This window comes from Oscillatoria sp. FACHB-1407 (genome assembly GCF_014697545.1).
In the GTDB taxonomy this organism is placed as follows: Bacteria; Cyanobacteriota; Cyanobacteriia; order Elainellales; family Elainellaceae; genus FACHB-1407.
In genome coordinates, this window is sequence record NZ_JACJSA010000009.1 from 37,324 (window position 1) to 63,020 (window position 25,697).

At 49.8% G+C, this 25,697-nt stretch carries 21 protein-coding genes; 9 read left to right on the forward strand and 12 right to left on the reverse strand.

What is annotated here, in order from left to right; all coding sequences use genetic code 11:
* Nucleotides 1-51: 51 nt before the first annotated feature.
* A complete protein-coding gene (locus H6G89_RS16090; RefSeq protein WP_190508125.1) occupies nt 52-219 on the forward strand; it encodes a hypothetical protein in 168 nt (55 codons plus the stop codon).
* A 93-nt stretch (nt 220-312) separates the two neighbouring features.
* Nucleotides 313-450 carry a hypothetical protein gene (locus H6G89_RS16095; RefSeq protein ID WP_190508127.1) on the forward strand — a complete coding sequence of 46 codons (138 nt, stop codon included), beginning with the start codon at nt 313-315 and terminating at the stop codon, nt 448-450.
* Nucleotides 451-492: 42 nt separating this feature from the next.
* Here the strand turns inward: H6G89_RS16095 and rnc are convergent, their stop codons facing one another.
* The 3 genes from rnc to H6G89_RS16110 form a co-directional block, all read right to left on the reverse strand.
* On the reverse strand, nt 493-1,176 hold the full coding sequence (gene rnc / locus H6G89_RS16100) for a ribonuclease III (protein WP_190508129.1): 684 nt from the start codon (nt 1,174-1,176) through the stop codon (nt 493-495).
* 74 nt (nt 1,177-1,250) lie between these two features.
* Nucleotides 1,251-1,547 (reverse strand): hypothetical protein, encoded by a 297-nt coding sequence (locus tag H6G89_RS16105; protein ID WP_190508131.1) that lies wholly within the window; start codon nt 1,545-1,547, stop codon nt 1,251-1,253.
* A 587-nt stretch (nt 1,548-2,134) separates the two neighbouring features.
* Complete coding sequence (locus H6G89_RS16110; protein WP_190508133.1) at nt 2,135-2,668, reverse strand: P-loop NTPase family protein; 534 nt, start codon at nt 2,666-2,668, stop codon at nt 2,135-2,137.
* A 417-nt stretch (nt 2,669-3,085) separates the two neighbouring features.
* Here H6G89_RS16110 and rph point away from each other — a divergent pair, with 417 nt between their 5' ends.
* On the forward strand, nt 3,086-3,826 hold the full coding sequence (gene rph, locus H6G89_RS16115) for a ribonuclease PH (protein WP_199336755.1): 741 nt from the start codon (nt 3,086-3,088) through the stop codon (nt 3,824-3,826).
* 125 nt (nt 3,827-3,951) lie between these two features.
* On the opposite strand, the gene H6G89_RS16120 is transcribed toward rph, so the two are convergent.
* On the reverse strand, nt 3,952-4,614 hold the full coding sequence (locus tag H6G89_RS16120) for a DUF2834 domain-containing protein (protein WP_190508135.1): 663 nt from the start codon (nt 4,612-4,614) through the stop codon (nt 3,952-3,954).
* Nucleotides 4,615-4,702: 88 nt separating this feature from the next.
* On the opposite strand from H6G89_RS16120, the gene H6G89_RS16125 reads away from it, so the two are divergent.
* The gene (locus H6G89_RS16125) at nt 4,703-5,212 is read left to right on the forward strand and encodes a DinB family protein (protein WP_242059974.1); all 510 of its coding nucleotides are present in this window, start codon (nt 4,703-4,705) and stop codon (nt 5,210-5,212) included.
* A gap of 6 nt (nt 5,213-5,218) precedes the next feature.
* Here the strand turns inward: H6G89_RS16125 and H6G89_RS16130 are convergent, their stop codons facing one another.
* Both H6G89_RS16130 and H6G89_RS16135 read right to left on the reverse strand, forming a co-directional pair.
* A complete protein-coding gene (locus H6G89_RS16130; protein ID WP_190508137.1) occupies nt 5,219-5,452 on the reverse strand; it encodes a hypothetical protein in 234 nt (77 codons plus the stop codon).
* 90 nt (nt 5,453-5,542) lie between these two features.
* Nucleotides 5,543-5,992, reverse strand: a complete 450-nt coding sequence (locus H6G89_RS16135; protein ID WP_190508139.1) for a tellurite resistance TerB family protein — start codon at nt 5,990-5,992, stop codon at nt 5,543-5,545.
* Nucleotides 5,993-6,169: 177 nt separating this feature from the next.
* Here H6G89_RS16135 and H6G89_RS16140 point away from each other — a divergent pair, with 177 nt between their 5' ends.
* The 3 genes from H6G89_RS16140 (at nt 6,170) to H6G89_RS16150 (ending at nt 10,299) form a co-directional block, all read left to right on the forward strand.
* Entirely contained in the window at nt 6,170-6,745 is a 576-nt protein-coding gene (locus H6G89_RS16140; RefSeq protein WP_190508141.1) for a Uma2 family endonuclease, read from the forward strand.
* A gap of 466 nt (nt 6,746-7,211) precedes the next feature.
* Nucleotides 7,212-8,738, forward strand: a complete 1,527-nt coding sequence (bchB, locus tag H6G89_RS16145; RefSeq protein ID WP_190508143.1) for a ferredoxin:protochlorophyllide reductase (ATP-dependent) subunit B — start codon at nt 7,212-7,214, stop codon at nt 8,736-8,738.
* Between the two features lie 190 nt (nt 8,739-8,928).
* Nucleotides 8,929-10,299: a tetratricopeptide repeat protein gene (locus tag H6G89_RS16150; protein WP_190508145.1), complete on the forward strand. Its 1,371-nt coding sequence runs from the start codon at nt 8,929-8,931 to the stop codon at nt 10,297-10,299.
* Between the two features lie 232 nt (nt 10,300-10,531).
* Here H6G89_RS16150 and H6G89_RS34460 read toward each other — a convergent pair whose 3' ends face one another.
* Nucleotides 10,532-15,397 carry a hybrid sensor histidine kinase/response regulator gene (locus H6G89_RS34460; protein ID WP_199336756.1) on the reverse strand — a complete coding sequence of 1,622 codons (4,866 nt, stop codon included), beginning with the start codon at nt 15,395-15,397 and terminating at the stop codon, nt 10,532-10,534.
* 504 nt (nt 15,398-15,901) lie between these two features.
* On the opposite strand from H6G89_RS34460, the gene H6G89_RS16185 reads away from it, so the two are divergent.
* On the forward strand, nt 15,902-16,048 hold the full coding sequence (locus H6G89_RS16185; protein WP_190508147.1) for a hypothetical protein: 147 nt from the start codon (nt 15,902-15,904) through the stop codon (nt 16,046-16,048).
* On the opposite strand, the gene H6G89_RS16190 is transcribed toward H6G89_RS16185, so the two are convergent.
* Both H6G89_RS16190 and H6G89_RS16195 read right to left on the reverse strand, forming a co-directional pair.
* Nucleotides 16,014-17,309, reverse strand: coding sequence for a S41 family peptidase (locus tag H6G89_RS16190; protein ID WP_190508148.1), 1,296 nt, complete (start codon nt 17,307-17,309; stop codon nt 16,014-16,016). The genes H6G89_RS16185 and H6G89_RS16190 overlap by 35 nt on opposite strands.
* Nucleotides 17,310-17,327: 18 nt before the next feature.
* Nucleotides 17,328-19,634 carry a tetratricopeptide repeat protein gene (locus H6G89_RS16195; RefSeq protein ID WP_190508150.1) on the reverse strand — a complete coding sequence of 769 codons (2,307 nt, stop codon included), beginning with the start codon at nt 19,632-19,634 and terminating at the stop codon, nt 17,328-17,330.
* 412 nt (nt 19,635-20,046) lie between these two features.
* On the opposite strand from H6G89_RS16195, the gene H6G89_RS16200 reads away from it, so the two are divergent.
* Nucleotides 20,047-22,593: a PAS domain-containing hybrid sensor histidine kinase/response regulator gene (locus tag H6G89_RS16200; RefSeq protein ID WP_190508153.1), complete on the forward strand. Its 2,547-nt coding sequence runs from the start codon at nt 20,047-20,049 to the stop codon at nt 22,591-22,593.
* Nucleotides 22,594-22,602: 9 nt separating this feature from the next.
* Here H6G89_RS16200 and H6G89_RS16205 read toward each other — a convergent pair whose 3' ends face one another.
* From H6G89_RS16205 to H6G89_RS16215, 3 genes are all read right to left on the reverse strand, one after another.
* Nucleotides 22,603-23,577 (reverse strand): M48 family metallopeptidase, encoded by a 975-nt coding sequence (locus H6G89_RS16205; RefSeq protein ID WP_190508155.1) that lies wholly within the window; start codon nt 23,575-23,577, stop codon nt 22,603-22,605.
* Nucleotides 23,568-23,915 (reverse strand): zinc ribbon domain-containing protein, encoded by a 348-nt coding sequence (locus tag H6G89_RS16210; protein ID WP_190508157.1) that lies wholly within the window; start codon nt 23,913-23,915, stop codon nt 23,568-23,570. Before H6G89_RS16210 ends, H6G89_RS16205 begins: the two co-directional genes overlap by 10 nt.
* A 72-nt stretch (nt 23,916-23,987) precedes the next feature.
* Complete coding sequence (locus H6G89_RS16215; protein WP_190508158.1) at nt 23,988-25,316, reverse strand: toll/interleukin-1 receptor domain-containing protein; 1,329 nt, start codon at nt 25,314-25,316, stop codon at nt 23,988-23,990.
* Nucleotides 25,317-25,697 lie beyond the last annotated feature (381 nt).

Genomic DNA, 25,697 nt, shown 5'->3' on the forward strand with positions numbered 1-25,697 from the left:
TAAACGCTATTTGTGATGCTCCCTTCAACTTATATACAGCAATTCTCATTCGTGTATGCCACACCAACCGTTCATATTGTCCAAATCTACAGGCATTTGCTGTGTGGCACTCGTCTGAGAACCGCTGTAGTTTGGGTCAGAAAGCTTAAGGCAAAGGCAATGGCTCAAACCTTAACGCTGAGAAAGCTTCCTGACTCGCCTCCGCCCCATCAAATGTGACTACGGCTATAGCCGTAGTCACTTGGGTTAAGACGGGGTGCAGCCCACACCCCCTGTCTTAAATAACGTCAGTTCGGTTTAAGAGCCCGGCGAATGAATTCGCGGCTACTAAAGCAAAGTCCGCCGACACGGACTCCGGAAAAGGCAGGATTTGACGAACCGACGCAGGTCGGTTTTCCTCCGATAGGTGCGGTTTTAACCGCCGAAATCCTTATCCCAAATTCACGTTAGATAAAGTGGCGGTAGCTATAAATCGAGATTCAATTGCACCCCTTACTCCTCCTTCTCTTCTTCCTCTTTAATTCTTGCCAGCGCATCAGCTGCTGCACGTTTTTCAGCATCTTGTTTTCGTCGCCCTTTGCCCTCGCCAAATTTTTGATGCTTGACCCAGACCTCCGCGACAAACTCTCTGGCATGGTCGGGTCCAGATTGGCTGACAATCAGATACTTAGGGTTTTCACCAAACGTTGCTAACGCCCACTCTTGAAAGCGGCTTTTGAAGTTGACTTCAGCGATCGCCCCAATTAAAGTATCGACCACCTCCTCAAACAATGGTTCTACAAACGCTCGAACCGCTTGGATGTCAGCTGTATCCAAAAAATAGGCACCGACGACAGCTTCAAAGGTACTGCTGAGGAGATTAGGGTTTTGCCGTCCGCCTTCCTGCTCGGCTCCTTTGCCGAGTTGCATCAAGCTACCCAGGTTTAGCGATCTGGCAAACTGCGCCAACTGTCTTTCATCGACAAGGGCAGATCGCAGTGGGGTTAGTTCGCCTTCAGGCTTGGTGGGATATCGCCTATAGAGAAATTCGCCACTCAAAAAATTCAAAATAGCATCGCCTAAAAACTCTAATCGCTCATTGTGTTCACCGATACTCTGATGCTCGTTGGCGTAGGAGCGATGCGTCAGAGCACGTTGTAGGAGGGTGCGATCGCGAAAGGAAGGTAACTGAGACATTGCTTTGACCTGGCAAAAACAATGGGATAGCTCACGTGTTGCTATCCCATGCTTAAGCGATCGCGGTCATAGAATCAAGAGCGAGATTGTCTTAACGCTGGATTCAGTGGAGGTGGGGGCGGAGGTGGTGCTGCACGTTGAGGTAAATTGAGCGATCGCAACCGATAGGTCAATACAGGTAGATGCCTTCCATCATTGTGAAAGTAACTTTCGATTGCCTTTTTGCTAACCAAGCCATCCAACAGGGGTACGAGACGTGAGTAGGGTTGTTGAGTCAGATCAGAGAGTTCTCCCCGATTGAGTCCACCCTGTTTCAAAGCAGTCAAGATCGCGGTTTCAAGGGGACTGTAGGTTGATTGAGGAGGTTGCATAGTCATGACATGGGTGAATGACCCAGTAAATCACTGCACCCATTGTCTCATTTGCCCATTGGCATCCAGGGGGACATAACTGACCTGTAACAAATCGCAAGTATAGCGACCGATTCTCTGCTTCTTGCAAATCAGGTGCTAGTGCTATGTCACAGTTAAAAGTTAGCGTAGTGCGAGCATCTTGTTCGCGCCATGAGCGAGACGCTCGCACCGACGATTCTAAAAATAAAGTGTGACGCTGCATTAGGTTGATTCAAGTGTTTGAAAACCAGGCATTGGGGGATTTTCCCTAAACCCTCGATTGGGGGACGCCACTGCCTCCCCACCTAGGCTGAACTTGGCGAAGCCAAAGCCCCCAGCAGAAGGTGTTTCGGTTCACCCATAGGCGCGCTTCGCATCGGTTCCCAGTACGGGTGCTGCTGATTGGGTCAAATTGTTGGCGAAGACTCAAAGTCTCCCAATTTGGGGGACTAGAGGATTTGTATATACGGTAGCTTACTAAGGGGGATTACAGGGTTTTAATAGAGGCTATCAACGGGTCTGGCACACCATCCCCTAAGTCTATCGAATCACCATTTAGCCCTCCCTCAGGGACGGTAGCTACGACGTAGCTCAGTGATTTGATCAGCCACGTCTAAAATGCCCTGGGGCATATCGGGTCCCGTAAGGATGACATCGACCTGACTGGGGCGATCGCGCAAGAACGTCAGCACTTCACCCTCTGGGATCAAGCCAAAGTTGATCGCCAGACTGAGTTCATCTAACACGACTAAGGTATATTTCCCTTCAGCTACCACCCTTTTAGTGTGCTCCCAAAGCTCTAGCAATGAGGTTGCTTCACCATCTTCCAGGTCGGGAGTATTGACCGAGCGAGGCAGGTTACACCGCAACCAGTCGAGATGTTGACCCAACGTAACGGGGCGATCGCATCCCTGGGCGATTCCACCTTTGAGAAACTGCACCACCAGGACTGGTGTGCCCTGTCCAGCAATTCTCAAAGCCTGGGCAATCACATTGGCGAAAAAGCTACGATGCTGACAGGTAAAAACCTGAACCAACCCTTCAACGATGTATGGTGGGCGATTTGAATCAAGAACAGGGGCTTCTAACTGCGAAACCATAGGGCGTATTTACGAAAGAGACTTCAGCGGTAGACGCAACCAGGTCAATGAAAGCTCAACCGAGGGTTAGGTGGTACTCGTACTGATGCAACAAGTTACTGCAATAGTAGTACGTTAGTTCGCAAATGCAAAGCATTTTGACCTGGATGAACAAAATGTAGCGTTTCACTTCATTTTTCCTCCCCATCAAACACTACATATGTGAGCACGTCAATAGGCTATAGAGCGATATTGTTTGGGATTTTAATTTTGGATTTTGGGCGGTTGGACGGGGAGCATGCTTGCCGATCGGTTTGGCGATCGCCCCGTATGACCACAGACATAAATTGGGATGGAAACCTGGAGTTTTGCTATATAAAATCGACTTTTGGCGAAAGTCTCCTGTATCCTGAGTGAGGGTTTTTGAGGCAATTCGTGATGGCTTGGATACGTCCCGATGGTCGGGCACCTAATCAACTCCGTCCTGTACGCTTTGAGCGGCAGTTCACCCGGTTTGCTGCCGGGTCTGTGTTGACCCACTGTGGGGACACTAAAGTTTTGTGTACAGTGACGATTCAACCCGGAGTTCCCCGATTTCTAGAAGGGTCAGGCAAAGGTTGGTTAACCGCCGAATATCGTATGTTGCCCTCCGCCACGGTGCAGCGTCAAGCCAGGGAGTTTCTCAAGCTATCGGGACGGACACAGGAGATTCAACGGTTGATTGGGCGATCGCTCCGATCAGCCCTGGATATGGAGGCATTGGGAGAACGGACGCTAACGGTGGATGCCGATGTGTTGCAAGCCGACGCAGGCACCCGTACCACCTCCATTACCGGGGGATTCATTGCCCTCTGTGACGCGATCGAAACGTTGGTGCAGAGCGGGGATTTGGAGCGATCGCCCATCTGTCATCAGGTCGCCGCGATTTCCGTTGGGCTGATTGAGGGCGAACCCTACCTCGACCTCAACTACCCCGAAGATGTCGCTGCCGACATTGATTTCAATATCGTGCTCAACGAAAAGTTGGATGTGATTGAGTTACAAGGCACCGCTGAAGAAGGCAGTTTTACCCGACATCAACTGAATCAAATTCTCGATACCGCAGAAATTGGAATTAAAGATCTGTTGGAGTTGCAACGTCAGACCTTGCAAGCCTCTCAAGCCCTATCCCTCTCGTAGTTGGGGATGTTTACACACATCTACTGTATCAACCTCAAAATCCTGTATTTATCCCCCCAACCCCCCAAAATTGGGGGACCTCCGATCCAACTCCTACCGCTCAAAGTCCCCCAAAATTGGGGGATTTAGGGGGCTGAGGGAACTTCTGTGTACACTGTAGCTGGTAGTTGGGGACGAGCACAAAAATAAGCCAAGGGCCCCAAAAGCGGCACTAACGCCACTGCCCAGAAGACCCAAGATTCCTTTAGCCCTCGTCGTGCCATATCATCGCCCAACAACGCCGGAAATAGTAGCCCAAACAGGCAAAACGCCAGCGTCATCGCATGGATAAAGCGACTGGTCTGAAATTCGCTGACAAAATCTGCCCAGTTGCCAAATAGCAGCCCGAACGCCAGGAAAAACAGGGTACTAAAGGCGATCGCCAATCCCGTCCACCGGGAATCCCAAAATCTCAGCCACTTATCTTTTCGCCCCTCAAAGGTGGGGTTCGGTTCCCGCAACGCCAGATAGGGAATCAGCCCAATCACCCCAGAGCCAATTGATGCTAATACAAACGCCCAGGCTGGAATGCGTTGCCCTCTGCCGTCCGCAAAAATAACGCCGCAGTAGATCATGATCCACATGCCAATCATGGAAAAGATGGCGATCACCCAGGGATTAATGTCTGCCCAATTGCCCGCCAGGAAGTTTTGTAGTCTCGCGATATCGGGCTGAAAGGGCGGAGCCAAAAGTAACACATACCCAATAAAACCTACCCACACTGCCCAAAACCCGATTTTTCTAGCCATAACCGCTTAAGGTGATGTTTCTACACTTTCCTTCAAGGTAAAATCTCACTCAACTGAAATCACCCCTCTAGCAGAATAGAGATTGCAAATGGATATGTGCGATCGCAACCCATACATATTGATGGCAGAGTATAGCCAGTGGATGAATCAGAAACTCTACGCCATCTGTGCTGAGATTCCCGATGAACAGCGCAAAGCAGATTTAGGAGCGTTTTTTAAGTCGATTCATGGCACGTTAAATCATATTTTGTTTGGCGATCGCATCTGGATGGGACGCTTTATCAATCAGCCTTTCGCAGCCAAGATTGGACAGGAACTCTACAGCGATTTTGAGGAGTTACATCAAGAGCGAATTAAGACCGATTTGCACATTCTAGAATGGTCAACAACGCTAACAGATGAGTGGCTCAATCAACCGTTTACTTACACCACAGCTACCAACAACACCACACGAACATTACCAGCCTGGGTGTTAGTCACGCACATGTTTAATCACCAGACGCATCATCGCGGACAATTGACTACGTTACTCAGTCAGTTGGGATACGATCCGGGCGTGACCGATATTCCCTGGACACCCAGTCTGAGCAACAATTGAAGCGTCTTATAGTCCTGCCTCTGTTAAGGCTTGTTGCAGGTCATCCAAAATCCCTAACTGGTTTGCCCAATCCGCCATATAACCATAATCGAGGTTCTCAACCTGCACCTTCAAAATCCCCAAGACATCTCGCCATTGTTTTTCAGACTGCGATCGCTTGCCCCATCGCAGCTTGTTCAAAATCGTGTCTTCTGGTGAAGCAAAGTATAGTTCTTGCTGCTCCGATAATTGGATCGGCAAAATCACGTAAAGGCAGCGGAATTGTAATCAATCGTTCTGCTGCCTTTTAGATTTATTGCCTTGATGTAATTAGGTATGTGAAGCAGTCAGTTAACCCTTATTTTTGATTATCATTACGCGAATAACTTGATTTACCAAATCGTTTGGCAAGTCTAAAGCTCGACACAAGCTGCCCAAAAGATCTTCTTCCTCTTGGGTTACTTCACCATCTGCCAATATTAAATCAGTTGCGATCGCAAAAGCAGTATCGTAAAGATCGTGAGGTAACGTTTCGATTGCAGCAGCAAATAGAACTTTGGCTCCATCTCGTCGCAATGTATTACACAAGCTATCTATCATTCGCAACATGACATCACTGGAATAGCTACGAAAGAGCTTCATGCGGTTGAAAGTTGCATTTAGAAGGCGCATTTCATCCTCTGCTAAATACCCATCAGAGGACACAACAATAAGCATCAGTGCTACAAAAGCTTCAGCCGGACCAAGAGTGACTCGGCTCTTTTGAATACCAGCTTGACGAAAAGAGTCAAATAATCCCATCAGAAAATCTCCTAACGATAAATACTTCAATTCCAAAATGCCCTTTAGTTTGTAGTGATTAACAGGATAGTGTTATGAAGTCTTGATGAAAGTGCTGACGGGCAGTCATTTATACTAGCATTGAGGCTTGGGAACACGTGAGATATGTTGGAGCCATCGTGGAGCGAGGCTAACCCCATGACACAACTGCTGCAAAAATCGACGGACCAGCGCATTGTCATCCAGGGAACTTGGGAGAAATTTAAGCTGATTCAGCAAGGCTTTGAAGAAACTCCAGGTGCCAAACTGTCTTACTACCAAGAAACAATCGAAATTCTCATGCCAGGAGAAGATCACGAATTCTTTTCTCATGTCATTGGCTATCTACTGACGACTTTTTTCTTAAAAACTGGGATTCCTTTCAAGCCAACAGGAGCAAAGACTCAAGAACAGGAAAGACAAGCGTCAGTCCAAGCAGATCAGTCTTATTGCATTGGCGAATCTAAACCCATTCCTGACCTATCAATTGAGGTCATTTTTAGCAGCGGTGGCAATAAACTGGCACGCTATCAGGCTCTAGGGGTTCCTGAAGTTTGGCTGTGGGAGGATGGCACTCTGAGCCTGTTTCATTGGCGTAACCAGGGTTATGAAGCGATCGCTCGCAGTGAGCTACCCGGATTAGAGCACCTCGATATCGATTTACTCAAACGCTGCATCTTGATGGCTGAGCCAGATTTTGCAGCAGCGGTTCAAGCGTTTCAGCAGGAAATTTGAGAAGCAGATTTAGTTGCGATCGCCACAACTTATTGGCAATCATTCTTAGAAATGGGTTCTTTAGCTTGACTTCGTCACTTGATGGTGTAGGCGATCGGCTCCAACCACCATTGAACGAAATTTCCAAAGAGGTTAGCTTGCCAGGAACTAGAAAAGAGTTTGAGTTCTGTCACAACTCATTAAGAATCGTGTCAGGTAATTGAATCAGAATTGTTAGGAAGAAATTTCAAAAGATTTGATACGTAAAGGGTTGAGCGATCGCCCCCACCTCTTCTTCAACAATCTTTTCGATTCGTATCCGCTCACAAACTCGACATCTTTGAGACAATCAAGGGCAATAGCCTATAGCCTCGTTCGTTAACAAATTCTGGTTAACCCCTGTTTAGTAAACAGCTTCGTTAACAGCCACCGTTAACAGTCAGCCTCATCGGTCAGCCGACCCTTATTTCAACGGAGACTCCCTGATATGAAATTGGCTTACTGGATGTATGCAGGACCCGCCCACATCGGCACCCTCCGCATTGCCAGTTCCTTTAAAAACGTCCACGCCATCATGCATGCACCACTGGGCGATGACTACTTCAACGTCATGCGCTCCATGCTAGAGCGTGAGCGTGACTTTACCCCTGTCACCACCAGCGTTGTCGATCGCCATGTGTTAGCGCGGGGTTCGCAAGAAAAGGTCGTAGATAACATCACTCGTAAGGATCAGGAAGAATCTCCTGATCTAATTGTGTTGACTCCCACCTGTACCTCCAGCATTTTGCAGGAGGATTTGCAGAACTTTGTTCAACGTGCCCAGCTTGAGTCTAAGGGCGATGTGATGTTGGCAGATGTCAACCACTATCGAGCTAATGAGCTACAAGCTGCCGATCGCACCTTGCATCAAATCGTGCAATTTTACATTGAGAAAGCCCGCAAAAAAGGGGAACTGCCAGTTGGCAAAACCGAAAAGCCATCGGTCAACATCATTGGTACGACCACGATGGGGTTTCATAATCAGCATGATTGTCGCGAATTGCGGAAGCTCATGGCGGATCTGGGAATTGAGATTAACGCCGTGATCCCGGATGGGGCAACGGTTCACGAGTTGAAGAAGCTGCCACAAGCATGGTTTAACCTGGTGCCTTATCGAGAAATTGGGCTGTTGGCAGCCAATTATCTCAAAGAAGAATTTGGCATTCCCTGTATCGACATTACGCCGATGGGAGTCGTTGAAACCGCCCGATGTCTGCGAGCGATTCAAAAGGTGTTGAATGAGCAGGGAGCTAATGTCAATTACGAGGATTACATCAACGAGCAAACCTTGTTTGTCTCGCAAGCCGCCTGGTTCTCTCGCTCCATCGACTGCCAAAACCTGACGGGGAAAAAAGCCGTTGTGTTTGGGGATAACACCCATGCGGCGGCAATTACTAAAGTCCTGGCACGGGAGATGGGCATCCATGTGGTCTGGGCAGGCACTTACTGCAAGTACGATGCCGATTGGTTCCGGGAGCAGGTCAAAGACTATTGCGACGAAGTTATCATCAGTGACGACAATGGCGCAATTGGGGATGCGATCGCCCGTGCAGAACCTGCGGCCATCTTTGGCACCCAGATGGAACGCCATGTAGGCAAGCGGTTGGATATTCCCTGCGGTGTGATTGCGGCTCCCATCCACATTCAGAACTTCCCCATCGGTTACAAACCGTTTGTGGGCTATGAAGGGAGCAACCAGATCGTCGATTTGATCTACAACTCCTTTACGTTAGGAATGGAAGATCATCTGCTAGAGATCTTTGGCGGCCATGACACTAAAGAAGTCGTGACAAAAACGATCTCAGCCGATTCAGATCTCAGTTGGACTCGTGAAGCACAGACGGAACTTAACAAAGTGCCCGGATTTGTGCGGAGTAAGGTGAAACGCAACACCGAGAAATTTGCTCGCGATCGCAACTTGAGCGAAATCACGATTGAAGTGATGTATGCCGCGAAAGAAGCCGTCGGTGCTTAGGAGATCTCCAGGAGACGAATATCTGTAAGGGCGTTTCGCGAAACGCCCCTACCGAAAATGATGGGTCGTTTTTTCTCAGAAATCTCAATTGAATGCAATTTCCTTAAATTCCCTGAAATCTCAAAGATTTCGGGGATTTGCTTTAAAAATCTCTGTGCTAGTCTATACACAACCTGTTCTGGGTAGTTGCATGAAGACTCAACATTGGGGATGGTTGTTAACGAGTTGTTTGTGGTTAGCGATCGCTCCAGGTGCCGTTGCTCAAAGTCCATCCCCGACAGCTACAACTCCTACGACTACATCCCCGACGACTACATCTCCAATGCCGTCGCCCATCTCACCCCAGGACGAGTTAGAACAACTGCGCGAAGAGAAACGGATGGAGGCGTTGTTAGAAGAAGAGTTAAAGAACAATGCTGGCGTTCGTGATATGGTGCAGGACGAGGTCGATCGCGCCTACAGTGCCAATACCATTCTGCTCAATATCTTATTAACGGTCTTAACACTCACACCGATTGTGATTGCGATCGCCTCCTTCTGGTTGCGTCAGGGCATCGTTCAAGAAGCGGTTGCTGAGACGCGAAAAGTATTACGAGAAGAAGTTGAAAAACAATTATCAGAAGAAGCTCATAACAGTGTTGTAGAGCAAATTGTGTCAGAAACAATCAAGCGACTCCAACAAGAAGAACAACAGGCGAGACAAGCCGTTGAGGAAGTCAAACAACAACTCAATGAGTTACAAGTAGAGTTTTCAAAACAACTCTCAATCTTGCAATTACAGACAGCAGAAGCCTTAAATGCACAACCCCTTAAAGCGCAACTCTTGCAAGAAATTGATGAATTAACACCATCTCCAGCACACGTCGATTCTGTACCAACAGATATTCAGCAACGTATTCAAGAACTGACTGAAGAACTGGTTAAGTTACAGTCAACAACACCTAAGTTACTTCTGACTGCCAGCGATTATGTGAAGCAAGGGGAAGCGTTTTATTTTGAAGGACGCTATCAAGATGCATTGGAATCCTATCGTGAAGCGATTCGCCTCAAGTCAGATGATCCTGAAATTTGGATCAATCAAGCCATTAGCCTGCGACGGTTAGGGCAGTATGAGCAAGCGATCGCCTCACATGACAAAGCAATTGAGTTAAGACCTGACTATCGGAGAGCCTGGTATACCAAGGGTTACACCCTTAGAGTGTATGGGCGATATGAGGACGCGATCGCCTGTTTTGATCGAGCGATTGAACTTGACCCGCAAGCCTATCGCAGTTGGGATAACCGGGGCAGCATTTTGAAGGAACTGGGTCGCTATGAAGAGGCGATCGCTTCCTACGACAAAGCCATTGAAATTCAACCCGATTACGCCAAAGCCTGGAACCACAAAGCTCGCTGCTATGCCCAATGGGGCAAGATTGACCTGGCACTGGAGAGTTTAAGTAAATCGATTGACCTCAACCCTGAGTATCGGCAGTTAGCCCTGACCGAAGCAGACTTCAACTCAATTCGACAGCATCCTCAATTTGAGGCATTGATTCACCCATCTGCCGTGGAGGTCTGATGGACAGAAGCCAATCGTAATGGGTTTATCGGGCGTTGCTGAACGGAGCTATGAATTGCCTGCTAAGGGGGTTTTGGGGGAGAATCCCCCAATGCCTGGTTCTCAAACTCATTGAAAGAACAAAGAGGTATATATAGCTTTGGCTAGCAATCTTAAGGCAAAGGCAATGGCTCAAACCCTGATTCTGGGAAAGCTTCCTGACTCGCCTCCGCCCCATCGAATGGGGCTACGGCTATAACCGCAAGAGAGTGGCGATCGCCTCTACTAAAACATCTGGTTCCACAGGTTTGGCAATGTGTTGTTGAAACCCAGCCGCTAAGGCTTGCTGTTGGTCAAATTCGCTGGCATAGGCCGTTAGGGCGATCGCTGGAATGTATCTCCCTTTGTCTGGGGGCAATTTTCTCACCTGCTGAATCAGCATATATCCATCCATATCTGGCATACCAATGTCGCTGATCAGCAAATCAGGCTGAGTTTGCTGCAACAGTCTCAATGCCTCCTTAGCGGATTGAACTATGCTCACCTGTGCTCCATAGGTTTCCAAAACCGTTAGCATCAACTCGCGCATGTCGGCTTCATCATCCACAACCAGGATTCGCAGCCCAGCCAGGGGATGCTGAGATGAGGTCATTGGGGAGTCAGGGTCTTGCCCTTCGTCAATGGCTTCGCTGCGTCGTCTGGTTAACAATGGCAATCGCACCGTAAAGGTTGCTCCCTGCCCCTCTCCTGGGCTGTCTGCCTGGATCGTGCCGCCGTGCTGTTCGGTGAGGTGTCGGACGATCGCCAGTCCCAGTCCTAACCCACCAAACTTGCGGGTCGTGGCTCCATCCTCTTGCCGGAAGTAGTCAAACACATGGGGCAAGAAGTTGGGGTCAATGCCCTTTCCAGTGTCAGAGACGGTGATTTGAGCAAAAGCAGGGGAGCCAGAAGAAACGCGATCCATCGCGTCTGTATGGAGGTGAGTTTCCCCTGCTCCCATCTGCCATGTCCCACTTTCTACGCCCCATTCCCCATCCCCGACTGGTGCCAACTGCACTTCGACTTGACCCGCATAAGGAGTGAATTTGACTGCGTTGGTGAGCAAGTTCCAAACGATCTGCTGAAGGCGGGCAGAGTCTCCCCAGACTTCGATGACAGGAGGGCAAGAGGAGGGCAGGGGGAGAGGGGGGGACGCTCCATTCAAGCCACGCTCCCACAGGTTCATATTGCCACGCTCCCACTGATTGGCTCCATCGCTGACCACCAATCTCAGGGTAATTCCCTTGGACTCAGCCGCTAATCGGACAGTTTCGATCGCCGCTTCGATGATCGTCACCAGGTTAATTGGCTCGACATTGAGAACCATTTTGCCGCGCAAAATCCGGGAGACATCCAACAGATCCTCAATCAATTGGGCTTGTAGTTTGGCGTTGCGTTCGATGGTGGCGAGTGCCTGGGCTGTCTTTTCGGGGGTAAAGGTCTGAGTTTGCATCAGCTTTGTCCAACCGAGAATTGGATTCAGGGGCGATCGCAACTCATGGGACAACACTGCCAGAAATTCATCCTTAATCCGGTTCGCGGCTTGGGCTTCCTCTCGTGCAGCTTGTTCACGAATTAACAACTGCTCCCGTTCCAATTCAGCTTGCTTGCGCTCAGTGATGTCGGTAGAAACGCCAATCAGCCCAATCACGTTCCCCTGTTCATCGTGGTGAGGCGATTTGGTCGATAGAAAAGTGCGCGTTCCCTCAGGCAAGACCACCACTTCCTCGAAGACGCTGATCTCACCCGTTTCGATCACGTGGCGATCGTTCTCATTCACCTGCTCGGCTGTTTCCAGGTTGAGAAAATTCTCTGATGTTGTGCCAATTAGCTGTTCTGCTGGTTTACCTAACAAGCGTATAGTAGCCGGATTTGCCATGACTAACCGTCCCTGGCGATCTTTGGCGTAAATCAGGGTCGGGGTTGCCTGGTTGACGGTATTGAGCACAGCGATGCTTTCTCTGAGTGCTGCTTCAGCTTGTTTGCGCTCAGTGATATCCATCAACACGCCTCGTGTTGCCACCAAGGTGCCATTGGCATCGTAAGTGGAATTGCCTCTGGCTAAAATCCACCGCACTGTGCCATCTGCCCACAGGGTGCGATATTCGGTTTCAGTGTGAATTGGCTCTACTTGCAGGTCATCCACAACCCCTTGAATCATGGGGCGATCGTCTGGATGCACAGCATTGAGAAATACTTGCATCGACATTTCGATATCAATCGGTAGACCAAACATCGCTTTAGCCTGGTCTGTCCAGACCAGTTGGTCGCTGGTCACATCCCAAAACCACATCCCTAAATTGGCACTTTCTGTTGCCAGTCGCAGTTGTTCTTCGCTTTGGCGCAGGTCTGCCTCAGCGTGTTTGCGATCGGTGATATCAAAGCTGGTGCCGACATAGCCCAGCGTCTCTCCAGAGTCACTGAGTCGGGGCAGACCGTAGGATTCGAGCCAGCGATATTGTCCGTCGGCTCGCATGACTCTTACTTGTCCGTAAAAGGGCCTCTGCGCCCGAAATGCTTCTAAATAGGCGGAAACATACTGATCCAGATCGTCTGGATGCAAGTCGGGTTGCCAGCCAAATCCCTGTACCTGCTCCAGGGTCTTCCCAAAGAAAGCGAGATAGGCCTGGTTGACAAACTCACACCCCCCATCAGCCCCGTTGAGCCAGATTAGAGGCGGAGCGCAATCCGCCAACACTCGGAAGCGTTCTTCGCTTTCCCGCAGAGCTTCTTCAGCTTGTTTGCGTTCTGTGATATCAAACAGCACCCCAATCGAGCGGATCGGTTCGCCGTTCTGGTCATAGGTGAAGTTGCCGACCGCTGCCAGCCATGCAATTTGCTGATTATCGGCACGGACGATTCGATACTCGGCACGATAGAGCCTGCGCTGTTGGCGAGACTGGTGCCATTCCTGCGCGACCCGCTCTGCATCATCGGGATGGATGCGGTTATCCCACATGGCTTCTGAGGCTTCACCTGTGGGAGTTGGCTCATAGCCCAACATGGTGAAATGGAGGTCTGACCAGATGGCTTTTCCGGTTTTCAGATCTACATCCCAGGTTGCCATTTGCGCCCCTTCCACTGCCAATCGGAGCCGCTCTTCGCTCTGTCGCAGATCAATCTCAATCTGCTTGGTTTTGGAGACATTAATCGCAGCACCCGTAATCCCAATAACCTTGTGATTGGTATCTCGTAAGGGTTCTATCGTTAAGTCGTAGTAGTAGTTCACCCCATCTCTGGTAATTTTGATGTCTTCACGGACACCGACTCCCGTGTCGAGCACCCGTTGTTTGATGGTTGTCAGCAGGTCTGCCTCTTCAGGTTGCAAAAAGTCGCGATCGCACTTGCCCAGTATCTCCTGTGGGTCATACAACACTGGGTTATGGAGCCAGGTATAACGGAGTTCCTGATCCTGGTTAAACACGGTAATGGGAGCATTTTGCAACGCTACCCGCAACCGCTCTTCGCTCTGACGCAGGGCTTCCTCTGCCTGTCTGCGCTCGGTGATGTCCAGGTCGGTTACGCCAAGCCCGATCACATCTCCATCGGGCAGACACACCGGGAAATAGTTAATCAAGCAATGCCGCACCAGATCAGCAGGGTTCGTTGCCCCCACCACTTCCTGGTTGAGTCGCGGTGTTTTGGTGTCGATCACCTGCTGAAAAATGGGTTCCACAATCGGTGCCCACTGGGGCAAGACGTCTCGCAGGGTTCGTCCGATGTGCTCCTCCAGGGGAAGACCGTTGATTGCCGCCAGGGCCTCATTGGCGTAGATGTACCGCCAGTCTCGGTCAAAGAACACCATGCCAACGGGCGAACTGGCGATAAAGGCATTCAGAATGGTTTCGCTTTGACGTAGGGCAGCTTCGTTACGCTTGCGATCGCTAATGTCCATAATCGATGCAATCCAGCCAATAACACTGCCGTTGCTGTCTTCGTCGGGAGTATAGACCACATGCAGGTAGCACACTTCCCCTTTTGTCAGCGAAAATTCGGCTTCATATTCGACGCGATCGCCCTGCAAGACTTGCTCAACGTAGGGACGAATCACCTCGAAGGCGGTTTCGCCCATCACCTCCACAATCGGCCTGCCGACGATCTCGTCTACCGTCATGCCAACCAATTCAGCGTAGGCAGGATTGGCAGAGAGATAACGTAAATCGCGACTGCAACGGGTTAGTCCAATGCCAACGGTTTCTGTTACGTGCTGCAACTCAGCCGATTTGACCGCTAGAGCGGCTTCTGCCTGTTTGCGATCGCTAATCTCAGCGGCAAACACGGTGATTCCCTGATCGGATGGGTACACACGGTATTCAAACCAGCGATTCCAGGGAAGATGGAGATACTCAAATTGCAGCGACACCTGCTCGTACATTGCCCGGTGAAACTGGACGTACACGTCTGTATTCACCGCCTCTGGAAAAAGTTCCCAGTTGTTGTAACCCAGCATGTCGTCCCGCGACTTGCCCGCCATCTCACAGAGGCGATCGTTGACGTAGGTATAACGCCAGGTGCGATCGAGCATAAAGACCCCATCACTAATGCTGGAGAGAACGGTTTCTACCCGTTGTCGAGCTATTTCTGCATCGCGATGTAAGATCTGTTCGCGTTGGGTAGCTTGCTGTCGCGCCTGCTCTGCCAGTTTTTCCTGGGTGATGTCTCGCACCTCGATGATGGTGCCTGTGACCCGCTCACCTTCTCGAATGGGACTAGCTGTATAAGCCACCGGATAAAAGTGACCGTCCTTGTGGACAAAGACTTCCTCACCCTGCTCCTGGTTGTTTTGGGGAAACGCCCGATCGATCGGGCACTCACACAGGGGATAGGGGCGACCATCAGGACGAGTATGGTGAATCACGTTATGCAGAGGATGTCCCTGGGTCTCAGCCAGCGTATAACCCGTCAGCGTTTCTGCGGCGGGGTTCATATACACACACTGCTGGTGCTCATCCATGATGAAGAGGGCAAGCGTGGCATTGTTGCAGACAACTTCTAGCAGACGCTTGTACCAATCAGACGTTTGGGCTGTTTGCGGCAGGCGATGATACTCGCTCAATGGCACAATCCGCTCGGATGTCATAGTTGTCTCGTTGCAAGCATTGATCAGGAATAGGTTTGATGGGGGGCTAACCAGCAGACGATTCACAACAACCGTTGCGTTGCCGTAGTCGTTTCAAATCGCCATTGTTGGGTAGTTGCTGCAAAATATCCCCTCAAATGCTCTACCATTTGGCAGATTTATAAATCTGCCTCCGGAGTGAATTCGGTGAGGGATAGCAGACTCAAGGGATGACGGGTGAATGGGGCGATCGCCTCCTCAGGATCGCGAATTGATTAAGGTGTAATTCCTGGCGTAGGGGCGTGCATTCGGTCAAAAGCCCTTGCCATTGTTTCAGAACCCTCTGCCGAATGCCGCGCCCGTACAGGGGGTTGCCATTTTTCAGGTTATTTAATTCATGATCCTAAGTACTGTGATTCACAGATAGGGTTTGGAAATAAAACCAGGGGGTATGGGGGCGCAGCCCCAGCCAGGGGTTCTACCCCTGCACCCCGTCCTAACCTTAGTGAGTACTGCTACATAGCTTTGGTCAGAAAGCTTGAGGCAAAGGCAATGGCTCAAACTCTGATTCTAGGAGAGCTTCCTGACTCGCCTCCGCCCATCGAATGTGGCTATGGCTATAGCTGTCAAGCCGCAGTCAAGGCTGGTTCTGCTGCTCAAGGACGGTTGTGAGTGTGGCGATCGCCTGCTGTTTTTGTGGGTCAACGCCTGCTGCATACTCCAGCGGAAATGCTACGGGAATATCTGGGGCAACTCCTTTGCCTTCTAATCGTTGGTTTCCGTCTACCAAAACATCGGCAACGGCAACGTAGAGCAAACTGCCATCTTGCATAACAAATCCGCGTCCTGCCACAACTGCCCCAGCGGTCGTCGTGCCGACGATCGCCCCCAGGTTGGCCTGCCGAAAGCCAAAAGCAATGATTTCCTTGCTGCTTCTGCTGCCCTCATTGATCAGCAGCACAACTGGCTTTTGCCAGCGATAATTGGCGACGAATGTATCGCCATTGCGCCGAATGCTGGTCACACTCGGACTTTCCCCGGTGAAGAAATTGAGATAGGCGATCGAACCGCCGCCCCATCCGTCGCGGATATCCAGCACTAGTCCATCTGCCCGCGACAATTCGCCAAACATCAACTCCTCCAGCATCTGCTCCTGATGAAAGTCAGCCGCATTTGACCAGATGTGAATGTAGCCAATGCGGTTGTCCTGCTGTTCGATGATCTGCGTGCTTGCCTGTTGTGCTTCTTTGAACAGGGTTGTTGTATCAAAGGTCTGGGGAGTCACGTCAATTGCTTGCTGACTGGTCGGATCCGCAGATCGTTGAATCAATAGCGTTACACGTTGTCCGGCTTTGCCTGCAAATGATTCGATCGCCTGGTAGGGGTTGCCATCCACGCTGAGCAGTTCATCACCCACCATCACCCCCGCCGTTGCCGCTGGGCTACCGTCTAAAATTGCACTGACAAAGGTTTTGCCATTCATGGTCTTGGTAAACAGACCAATGCCTGTGTACTCATATTTGCCGTTGGGGAAAAGGGATTTTGCAGCGGGGGGCAACTCTTGAATGTCTGGTTGAAAGATCCCTAACAGTTGGTAATAAGCCGTTTCATTGGGCGTGTAGAAGTACGTATGGGAGGTTTTCAAGTCAGCGAGCATCTGATTGATTACCGTTGCAAACGCTTCACGAGTGCGTGCCTGTAAGGCTTGCGGTTTGTATTTGTCTCGCTGACTTGCCCAGTCCACTCCATTAAAGGTGTCATCATAAAAGTTGGCATTGATAGTTTGCCAAACTTCGTTAAACACCTTCTCTTCGAGTGACTCTTGTGACAAAACAGGAGTCATTAACCAGAGGAGAAAAAGAACTGCAAACGTTATTACTGCGATCGCAGAAAGTTTTGCAGGTTTAGAAAAACGAGAAAGTTGGTGAGTCATACAAATTTCAGGTGTGGGTTAGCGATAACAGTTAATTTGTTGCGTTAACTGTTGCCGCAACGTTGTACTTTCCAGCATTTGAACGATCTGTTGGGCTTGTGGAAGTTGACCCATTTGGGCATAGCGAACGGCGATCGCCATCAAAAAACTGCCCCGATCTTGATCATCCTCAACCACCAGCGAGCTTTCACCGCCTCGCACAGTCAGCATTTGTGATTCATTTCCCGGAACCGTGCGAGCGGTTTGTAATGCCTGGTTCAACATCGTTCTCGCCTGAGTTACCTCACCAAATTGCCTGTGGCGATCGGCAAGTGCAATCAGCCAGCGCGTTTTGAGCACCGGATTATCCAACCGATTGAGAACCGTCAGCAGGGTGGTCACGTCTCCGGCATGGATCGCCTTCTCCATCGCTTCATTCAACTTAGCCAGTCGTTCAGATGCATCTGGAATTGCCTCTGCCACTTGAATAGCGGCTCGATGGTAATTGGCGAAGGTCAACTGTTCGGCGATGGTTCGCAGTGTGTGGGAACGACTGGGCACATCCTCGATCGCTTGCGCGGTTGCAATGGTTTGATTCAGCCATTGCGTTGCTTGCTCCGGTTGCCCTGCGGTCAGGTAGGCTTGCGCGATCGCCCCCAGGACTTCTGCTTGGGTCGAGGCATAGTCGATCTGGTTGGCGAGTTGAATCGCCCGGTTAAAGAGGGTAGTCGATTGCTCAGTCTGTCCCATTCGTTTCGCTTGTGCGGCGATCACCGCCAGCATTCGAGGTTGAAAGCTGGGGTCGGCGGTTTCCTGTTGAGCGATGGCGATCGCTTGATCCAGGGACTCCGTTTGTACCAACTCCCGCAAGATTGGCGGATAGAGGCGATCGCGCCAACTGGCAAAACTGGGTGGAATCTGCTCTATGATTTGCAAGGCTGCGTCATGGCGATGGGCGGCGATCGCCCGTTCTGCCAGTTGGGTCAACACCTCAACCCGTTCAAAAGGCGCAGACTCCCCCGGTTGAATGGTTTCAGCAATACGCAAGGCGTAGTCATAACGTCCGCTTTGAGCCGCTTGGTCGATCAATCGTTGCAGCACTGGAAGGCGATCGCCCCCTTCTGGAATCGTCCCCAACCGCTCAATCGCCTGGGTCAAGCGAGCATCAGCCCGGTCTTCCTGTCCTGCTCTGGCGTAGGCGAGTGCGATCGCCCCCAATGCGGGAGCCTGTACCCCTGGATTTGCGATCGCCTGAATCGTCTCATCTGCCGTTGCCACCAACCCCCCTGCCTCGACATAGCGCAACGCCACTGTAGCAAGCACCTCCGCGTTTTGCGACGCTCGCGCCGTTGTCACTGCCTGGGTATACAGTTGAGCCGCTCGCTGCGGTTGCTGAGCCGTCACCCGTCCGGCGATCGCAGCTAGAGCAGGGGCTTTTTGTTCCGGCAACCGAACGCTTTGCAGAACCTCCAGGGCGCGATCGATCTGCCCCAGTTCCGCGTATTGATTGGCGATCGCCAGCGTCACGTTGGGCTGGTATGTCCCCTCGATCAGCCGAGCCACTTGCAGCGCACGGTCAACCTGACCAATCTGGGCGTAGAGACTGGCAATTCGCTCGATTGCGGCAGCTTTACGGTAGGCATTGGGATTGGGGATGGCTTGTACCGATTGCAGCGATCGCTCCAGGATGGGGGCAACCCGATCGCGCTGCTCAGCATTCACATAGGCTTCGGCAATTCCAATCAGGGCGATCGCTTTGAACTCTGCTCCCTGAATCGTATTGCTCGTGGTCAGAGCTTCGGTGAGGATGCGATGGCTCTGGTCGGGTTGTCTTAACTGAGCGTAGTCATTGGCGAGAGCAATCAGCGTGCGAGTTTTAGAGGCACTGTAGCTGTTGCTGACCGTGCGTGTCAGGTCAAAGGCAGCCGACAACACCGCTAAAGCCGCTTGCGGTCGTTGAGGTGATACCGCCCGCACTAACTGATCCAAAGGACTGGTGTATGCCACGTTTTCCCCAACACTGCCAACCAATCGTTCTAGCAGGCTGACTCGAATGGGTGAATTTGGCATCGCTCGAAGTTGTTGAAGGGCTTGCAGGAGAACACGGGAAGCCTGATCAGCCTGTCCACTGGCGATCGCTTGTTCTGCCTGCACCAGCAAGGCATTTAATGCCGCTTCCTGGGTTTGCTGCCGCTCTGCCTGGCAGTTTGGGGCGGAGGAGTTGGATAACACTTGTGCCAGCGTCAGGGAAGGGGCGATCGCGACGTGGGTTGACGCGATCGTCAGGCTCAAGCCCAGGAGAGCACCCGTTTTCTGTAGGACGCGATCGATATTGAATTGAACCACTTTTTTACTGTCTTAACTGTCAATTGGTAGAAGAGTCGAACGATGGATCAGGACAGGGTATAGGGGCAAAACCCCTGAAGGCGTAGCTCACATACCCTCTCCTTTCTGTTGCGACAGGAGTCATCGCTTGAGATCTCCTGCAAGAAGACGTGATGTCGTCAACAACAGGTTTCATTTATTCACAAAACATTGCAGCTTCGCGTCCACCTCACTCCAGAGCAGAAGCCATGCCTACGCAACTCTGACACAAATCATCCACCCCTTAAATCCCTCCCTTGCAGGAGCTAAGGAAAATCTACTCCAGAGATGTGTTTCGATAAGATCGAAGGGGGTTTTTACTCGTGAGTTCTAGTAACTATTGATTTCCCCAGCATCGTTTAAATCGTCCACCTCTCGAACTCGATAGCTGCGTATGCCTTCTGAAGAAATAGCTCAATCCAACGGTATCTCGAAACTTGCCCCATCAACGCCTCAAATGCAAGAGCCGTCTGAGGCGGGGTCTGAGGAAGCGTTTTTCTTTGCGCGATCGCTCGATTTATTCTCCGTGATTGGGTTAGATGGCTACTTTAAACGGGTGAACCCTGCCTTTACCCAGACGTTGGGCTATCCCGAAGCCGAGTTCTTAGCCCATCCCTTTATCGACTTTGTTCATCCAGACGACCATGCTGCCACCCGGGCAGAAATGGAAAAGCTCAAGGCAGGCGCACCCACTCTCTACTTTGAAAATCGCTATCGGGCACAAGATGGCTCCTATCGCTGCTTAGTCTGGACGGCTTCTCCCCAAATCGAACGCGGCGTCCTGTATTGCGTTGCCCGTGACATGACCCAACAAAAGCAAACAGAAGTGGCTCTGCAAACGGGCGAAGAACGCTGGCAGTTAGCCCTGCGTGGCAGTAATGATGGCGTTTGGGATTGGAATGTGCAAACAAACGAGGTGTTTTTCTCAACCCGATGGAAAACCATGCTGGGCTACGAGGAGCATGAGGTCAGCAATCACCTCGACGAGTGGAAACAGCGAGTTCACCCCGACGATTTGACCTGGGTGATGCAGACCATTCAAGATCACTTTGCTCAAAAAACACCGTTTTACGTCACCGAACATCGGGTATTGTGCAAAGACGGCAGCTACAAGTGGATTCTCGATCGTGGGCAGGCAATTTGGAATGAAGATGGCACTGTGTTACGCATGATAGGTTCTCATACCGATGTCACCGAGCGGCGTGAACTGGAATTTGCCTTGCAACGGGTCAATCAGCAATTAGAACAGCGAGTTGCTGAACGCACACTTCAACTTGAGCAAGCCAATGCAGCCCTACAGGAGAGCCAGAAATTGCTGCAACGACAACTGGCTGAGATTGAAACCATTTATCAGTCTGCTCCGATTGGGTTAAACGTTCTCGATGCTGATTTACGCTTTGTGCGAATTAACGAAAAATTGGCAGAAATCAATGGGTTTTCCGTTGAGGAACACATCGGGCGAACGGTGCGAGAGTTGTTGCCAGACATTGCCGATACGGCTGAAGCATTGCTACGTCCTATTTTTGAGACAGGTGAACCGCTCCTCAATGTTGAAGTCGTGGGAGAGACACCCGCCCAACCGGGCGTACAGCGAGTCTGGCTCGAAAGTTTTTTGCCCTTGAAGGATGGCGATCGCGTCATTGGCATTAGCACTGTGTGTGAAGAGATTACGGAGCGCAAACGCTCTGAGGAAGCCCTGCGGGAGAATGAGGAACGCCTTCGTATGGCGATCGCCCAGGAACAGGCAGCACGCGAAGCAGCAGAACGCGCCAACCGAATGAAGGATGAATTTCTCGCCATTCTCTCTCACGAACTGCGAACACCACTCAACCCAATTTTGGGCTGGGCAAAGCTGCTACAAACGTCAAATCCCTCTTCTGAAAGGCTCCAACATGGCTTGAGCACCATCGAGCGCAATGCCAGACAGCAAGCGCAACTGATTGATGATCTGCTCGATATTTCTCGCATTATTCGCGGCAAAATCACCTTAAACTTTGCCACCATTTTTCTCTCTGAGCCGATCGCTGCTGCTTTAGAAACCGTGCGTTTAGCCGCAGAAGCTAAATTAATTGCGCTGGATGTGCAACTCGATCCCGCTGTCGGGCAGGTCAAAGGAGACGCAGGCAGACTGCAACAGATGGTCTGGAATTTGCTATCCAATGCCATCAAATTCACTCCTACGGGTGGGCGGGTGACCGTACGCCTGGAAAAGGTCGTCAAGGACAGGGTAGGAGAATCCCTGTCCTCCGCAGTCTCTACCCCCCTCCAGTCCTACGCCCAGATCACAGTTAGCGATACCGGGAAGGGGGTTCATCCCGATTTTCTCCCCTATGTGTTTGAGCTATTTCGACAACAAGATAGCTCGACGACTCGTTCCTTTGGTGGCTTAGGACTGGGATTGGCGATCGCCCGTCAAGTTGTCGAAGCACACGGAGGCATCATTACCGTTGCCAGTGCTGGAGAAGGGCAAGGTGCAACCTTTACAGTGCAATTGCCGTTGATGTACGGGGCAAGTCATCGGGTTCCTCATTCCTCTGCCCCTCAGCCTGCCCAACTGGGAGAGAATCTGCGCGTGATGGTCGTCGATGATGAGGTCGATTCCCTCGACTTGATTCGGGCAATGCTAGAGCAGGAGGGGGCGATCGTGACGACGGTTACTTCTGCGACAAACGCCCTCCAGGTCTTGGCTCAAGCCCAATTTGATCTCCTGATCAGTGATATTGGAATGCCTCAAATAGACGGTTACGCCTTCATTCGCAAACTCCGCACACTGCCGCCGCATTCTAATCGAGATATTCCGGCGATCGCACTTACTGCCTACATCGGGGAAACGAATCAAAATAGGGCTTTTGAGGCAGGCTATCAAATTCATCTGGCGAAACCCATCGACCCCAACGTGCTGTTCGCTGCCATCACCCAGCTGGTGCATCACCACCGATAAAACCCTGGCTCACACTGGCATGACCTTGTTGCCACAACTGGGACAAAAGAGATTAGAAGGTTGCAGTTCAGACCCGCAATGTCGGCAAAATTTGGGGGCTTGGGGTGCCTGAATTCTTGTTTTGCGCTCCAAAACACTTTGATAGCTGCCAGAGTCGATCCACTTTAAAAGCTCATTGGCACGGGCGATCGTAAACGCTTGATCTCTGTACATCAAGCTGATGCCCTTTAGAAACTTATTGTGCAAATTGTCGGCAAAGCCCTCAAACTCTCTTGCCTGAGTAATGAAATCATCAATATTGAAAGAATTAAAATACTTCTTAGGCAATCCTGCAATCTTTGCCATCGCCATCATCGCTGCATTCACATCTTGACATGCCAACAGTCCTGCGCGATCGGCAGTATAGTCTGCCATTCTAAGCCACTGGGTTAGTGCCAAGTCTAATCCCGACATGATCGAGACACTGAACCCAGCAAACCCAAATGTGGCTGCTGTAATTGCGCCACTCAATACTGGAATCAGGCGCGCAATATCTTCATAAAGAACATGTTGGCTCTTAATGCGACCGATCTCACAACCGATGATGAATAGGAGTTCTGGTCTGGAAAACCTTTCAATGCATTCAACACTAATGGCAACGAGCGGATTGGTCACTCCTACCGTTATTCCTTGCAGGTTGTTAGTGGTAAATCCTAAAGTACGAAAGTAATCGTCATAGCGCAGATAAAATTCTGGTGTTGTCTTCAGATTTAAGTTCTCACAGGCATCTTCCAGGATTTCATACACATCCGGAAAACTACTGGGAGTGATCTTGAGATTACTCCCAGTGAACTCAAGTCGCATTAATTTCTCAGTGCTGAGTTCATAAAATTTTCGCACTAATAGATCTAATCCGGGTGTTTTTTCCAACGCATTCAGAGCTTTCTTGTCAAATGGATGCTCATATTCCTGGGGACTCAGTCCCTCAATCTTAATCAACTCCATAGACTTGTATTACCCTTTGCAACTTGATAGGCGTCTATCATTGACCAGACCCAAATCCCAATTGACCCTACGACCGTAAAACTCAAAACGATCGCCCCGACCAACATCACTACTCCTTTGATCGCATCGCCATTATAAAATTGCCCTACTCCAACAATGAGGAACGAAAGAACTGTAGCAATGGTTGGATTTTTACCCTGAGCATATCGTTTTGCAGAAGATGAAGATCTGCCTCGGACACTATCATCAGGAGCAGTAAACGTTTTGAGAGGCGTACCACAATTGAAACAGAATTGGGAGTCGGGTTTATTCTCAGTCTGACATTGGGGGCATTTCATAAAAAGTATCCAGGTGATTCAAGGTTTCTGTTAGCTAGATAGATACATTTCGCATTGGATGAGGCAGATAGATTACAAACTCACTCCCGATATCTTGGCAGCTTCACCATTGGCAGGGAAGAAGATTCGGACTTGACCATCTAATCCACCTGATTTGTCATTACGAGCAATCATAAAGATTTCTTCTTCACCTTCCTCCTTGTCTGTTCTTAAACCAAGCTTCGTTCTTCCACTCAACTTTTTAGAAGTAATTTGAATCGGCTGCTTATAGCGATCAGTTTTTGTGAATGCTGGAGTGAGATTATGCTTGAGAAATCCGGGTTCAATGTGTCCATTCAACAACAAAGACCTGTGAGCAATTCCCTTAAATTTCTCAATTCCAATCTCAATATTAGAACTCGATAAAGCATCAAACAGGCTGTCTAAAAGCTCTAGAATTACTTCATCTTTAGTAGAGAGTTTTTCTATTTTGGTTAAAGGGGGGACTGAGGTTGCAGCAGTCACCTCTCCACTGGAGGGTTGAGATGAGTGCGATTGAACCTCATGCTGTTGAACAGCCTTTACTTCTTGCCGTTGCTGATACTCGATTTCTGCCTGTTTTAAGATTGGTGTTTCAATCTGTTCTACGTCTTCAGGTTTTAGCCCTAAATCTCTTTGTCTTAGCTCTAATTCACGCCGAGTTTCATCATTAAAAGGGTAATATCCTTGAGCAATAATCTTATTTAGCGTTTGTCTGTATTTATCAAAGCTCTCGGCATACTTTTTATAGGGCAAATAGGCAGCATCTCTAATTTCACGAGCTTCCTCGGATGTCAATCCCAGTTCTTCTTGAAGTTCATCAAGAGTATCCTGTTCAATAACAGAGATTTTGCCATCCGATAAGACTTCTTCGACCTTCTTAAGGTATCTCGCTTTATCTGCTTCTTTTTGTTGTAATCGTTGCTGACGTTGCTCAAAAACAAATTTAGCGACTGTCCGAATCCCTTGAGTTACACTAACAAATGCCTCATCGATATTCTCCCAGGATGTCACTGCTTTTGCATCTTTGGGATAAGCTTGCAGCTTTGAAAAAGGAGAATCTTGCCAATCAAAAGGGCGCAGAATAATTGGGATAACGTAGGCTTCTTTTGCTTCATGCCGTTGCATCGCATAGGGAATTTCAATTTCACGGCAATATTTAGATGCAATAAAATCTGGGCTGATGAGTAACAGAATAATGTCTGCTGCATCCATCTGAAATTTGATGTCAGCATCCCACTCTGTCCCAGCCATAATCTTACGGTCATGCCAGCTCGAAATCACTTTCTGCCATTCGAGAGAACTCAAGTGTGCTGCCAGTGCATCTCTTAATGCTTCGTCTTTATGTGAGTAGGAGAAGAAAACTTTAACTGACTCACTCATTATTCCACCCCTTTGATTAAACCAACTGGCAGACCGATGTGACAGGTACTTATTTTCTTCCTGAGGATATTAGTAATATCAGGACAAAAAGCTTTTAGCCGTTTTAATACACGAGAGAAGCACATACGTTTGTAAAAGTAATACCGTTATCGAGGACGGCTTAGTGGAATCTTTCCACTTATCTTTCGATTTCAATACTCTTATGCATCATCTTGTGTAAATTTTGAGCGAATTCAAGTGATTTTGTGTATAAAAAGTTACTTAAATTTATTTATCCCCAATTTTCTACGCTCGATGGCAACTGTCAACACAGCGGAAGCAAGGGGATACTGGGGATTTCTACCCTTAGCCAGGAGTTTCACCTTCACGGGTGTAGGTTTT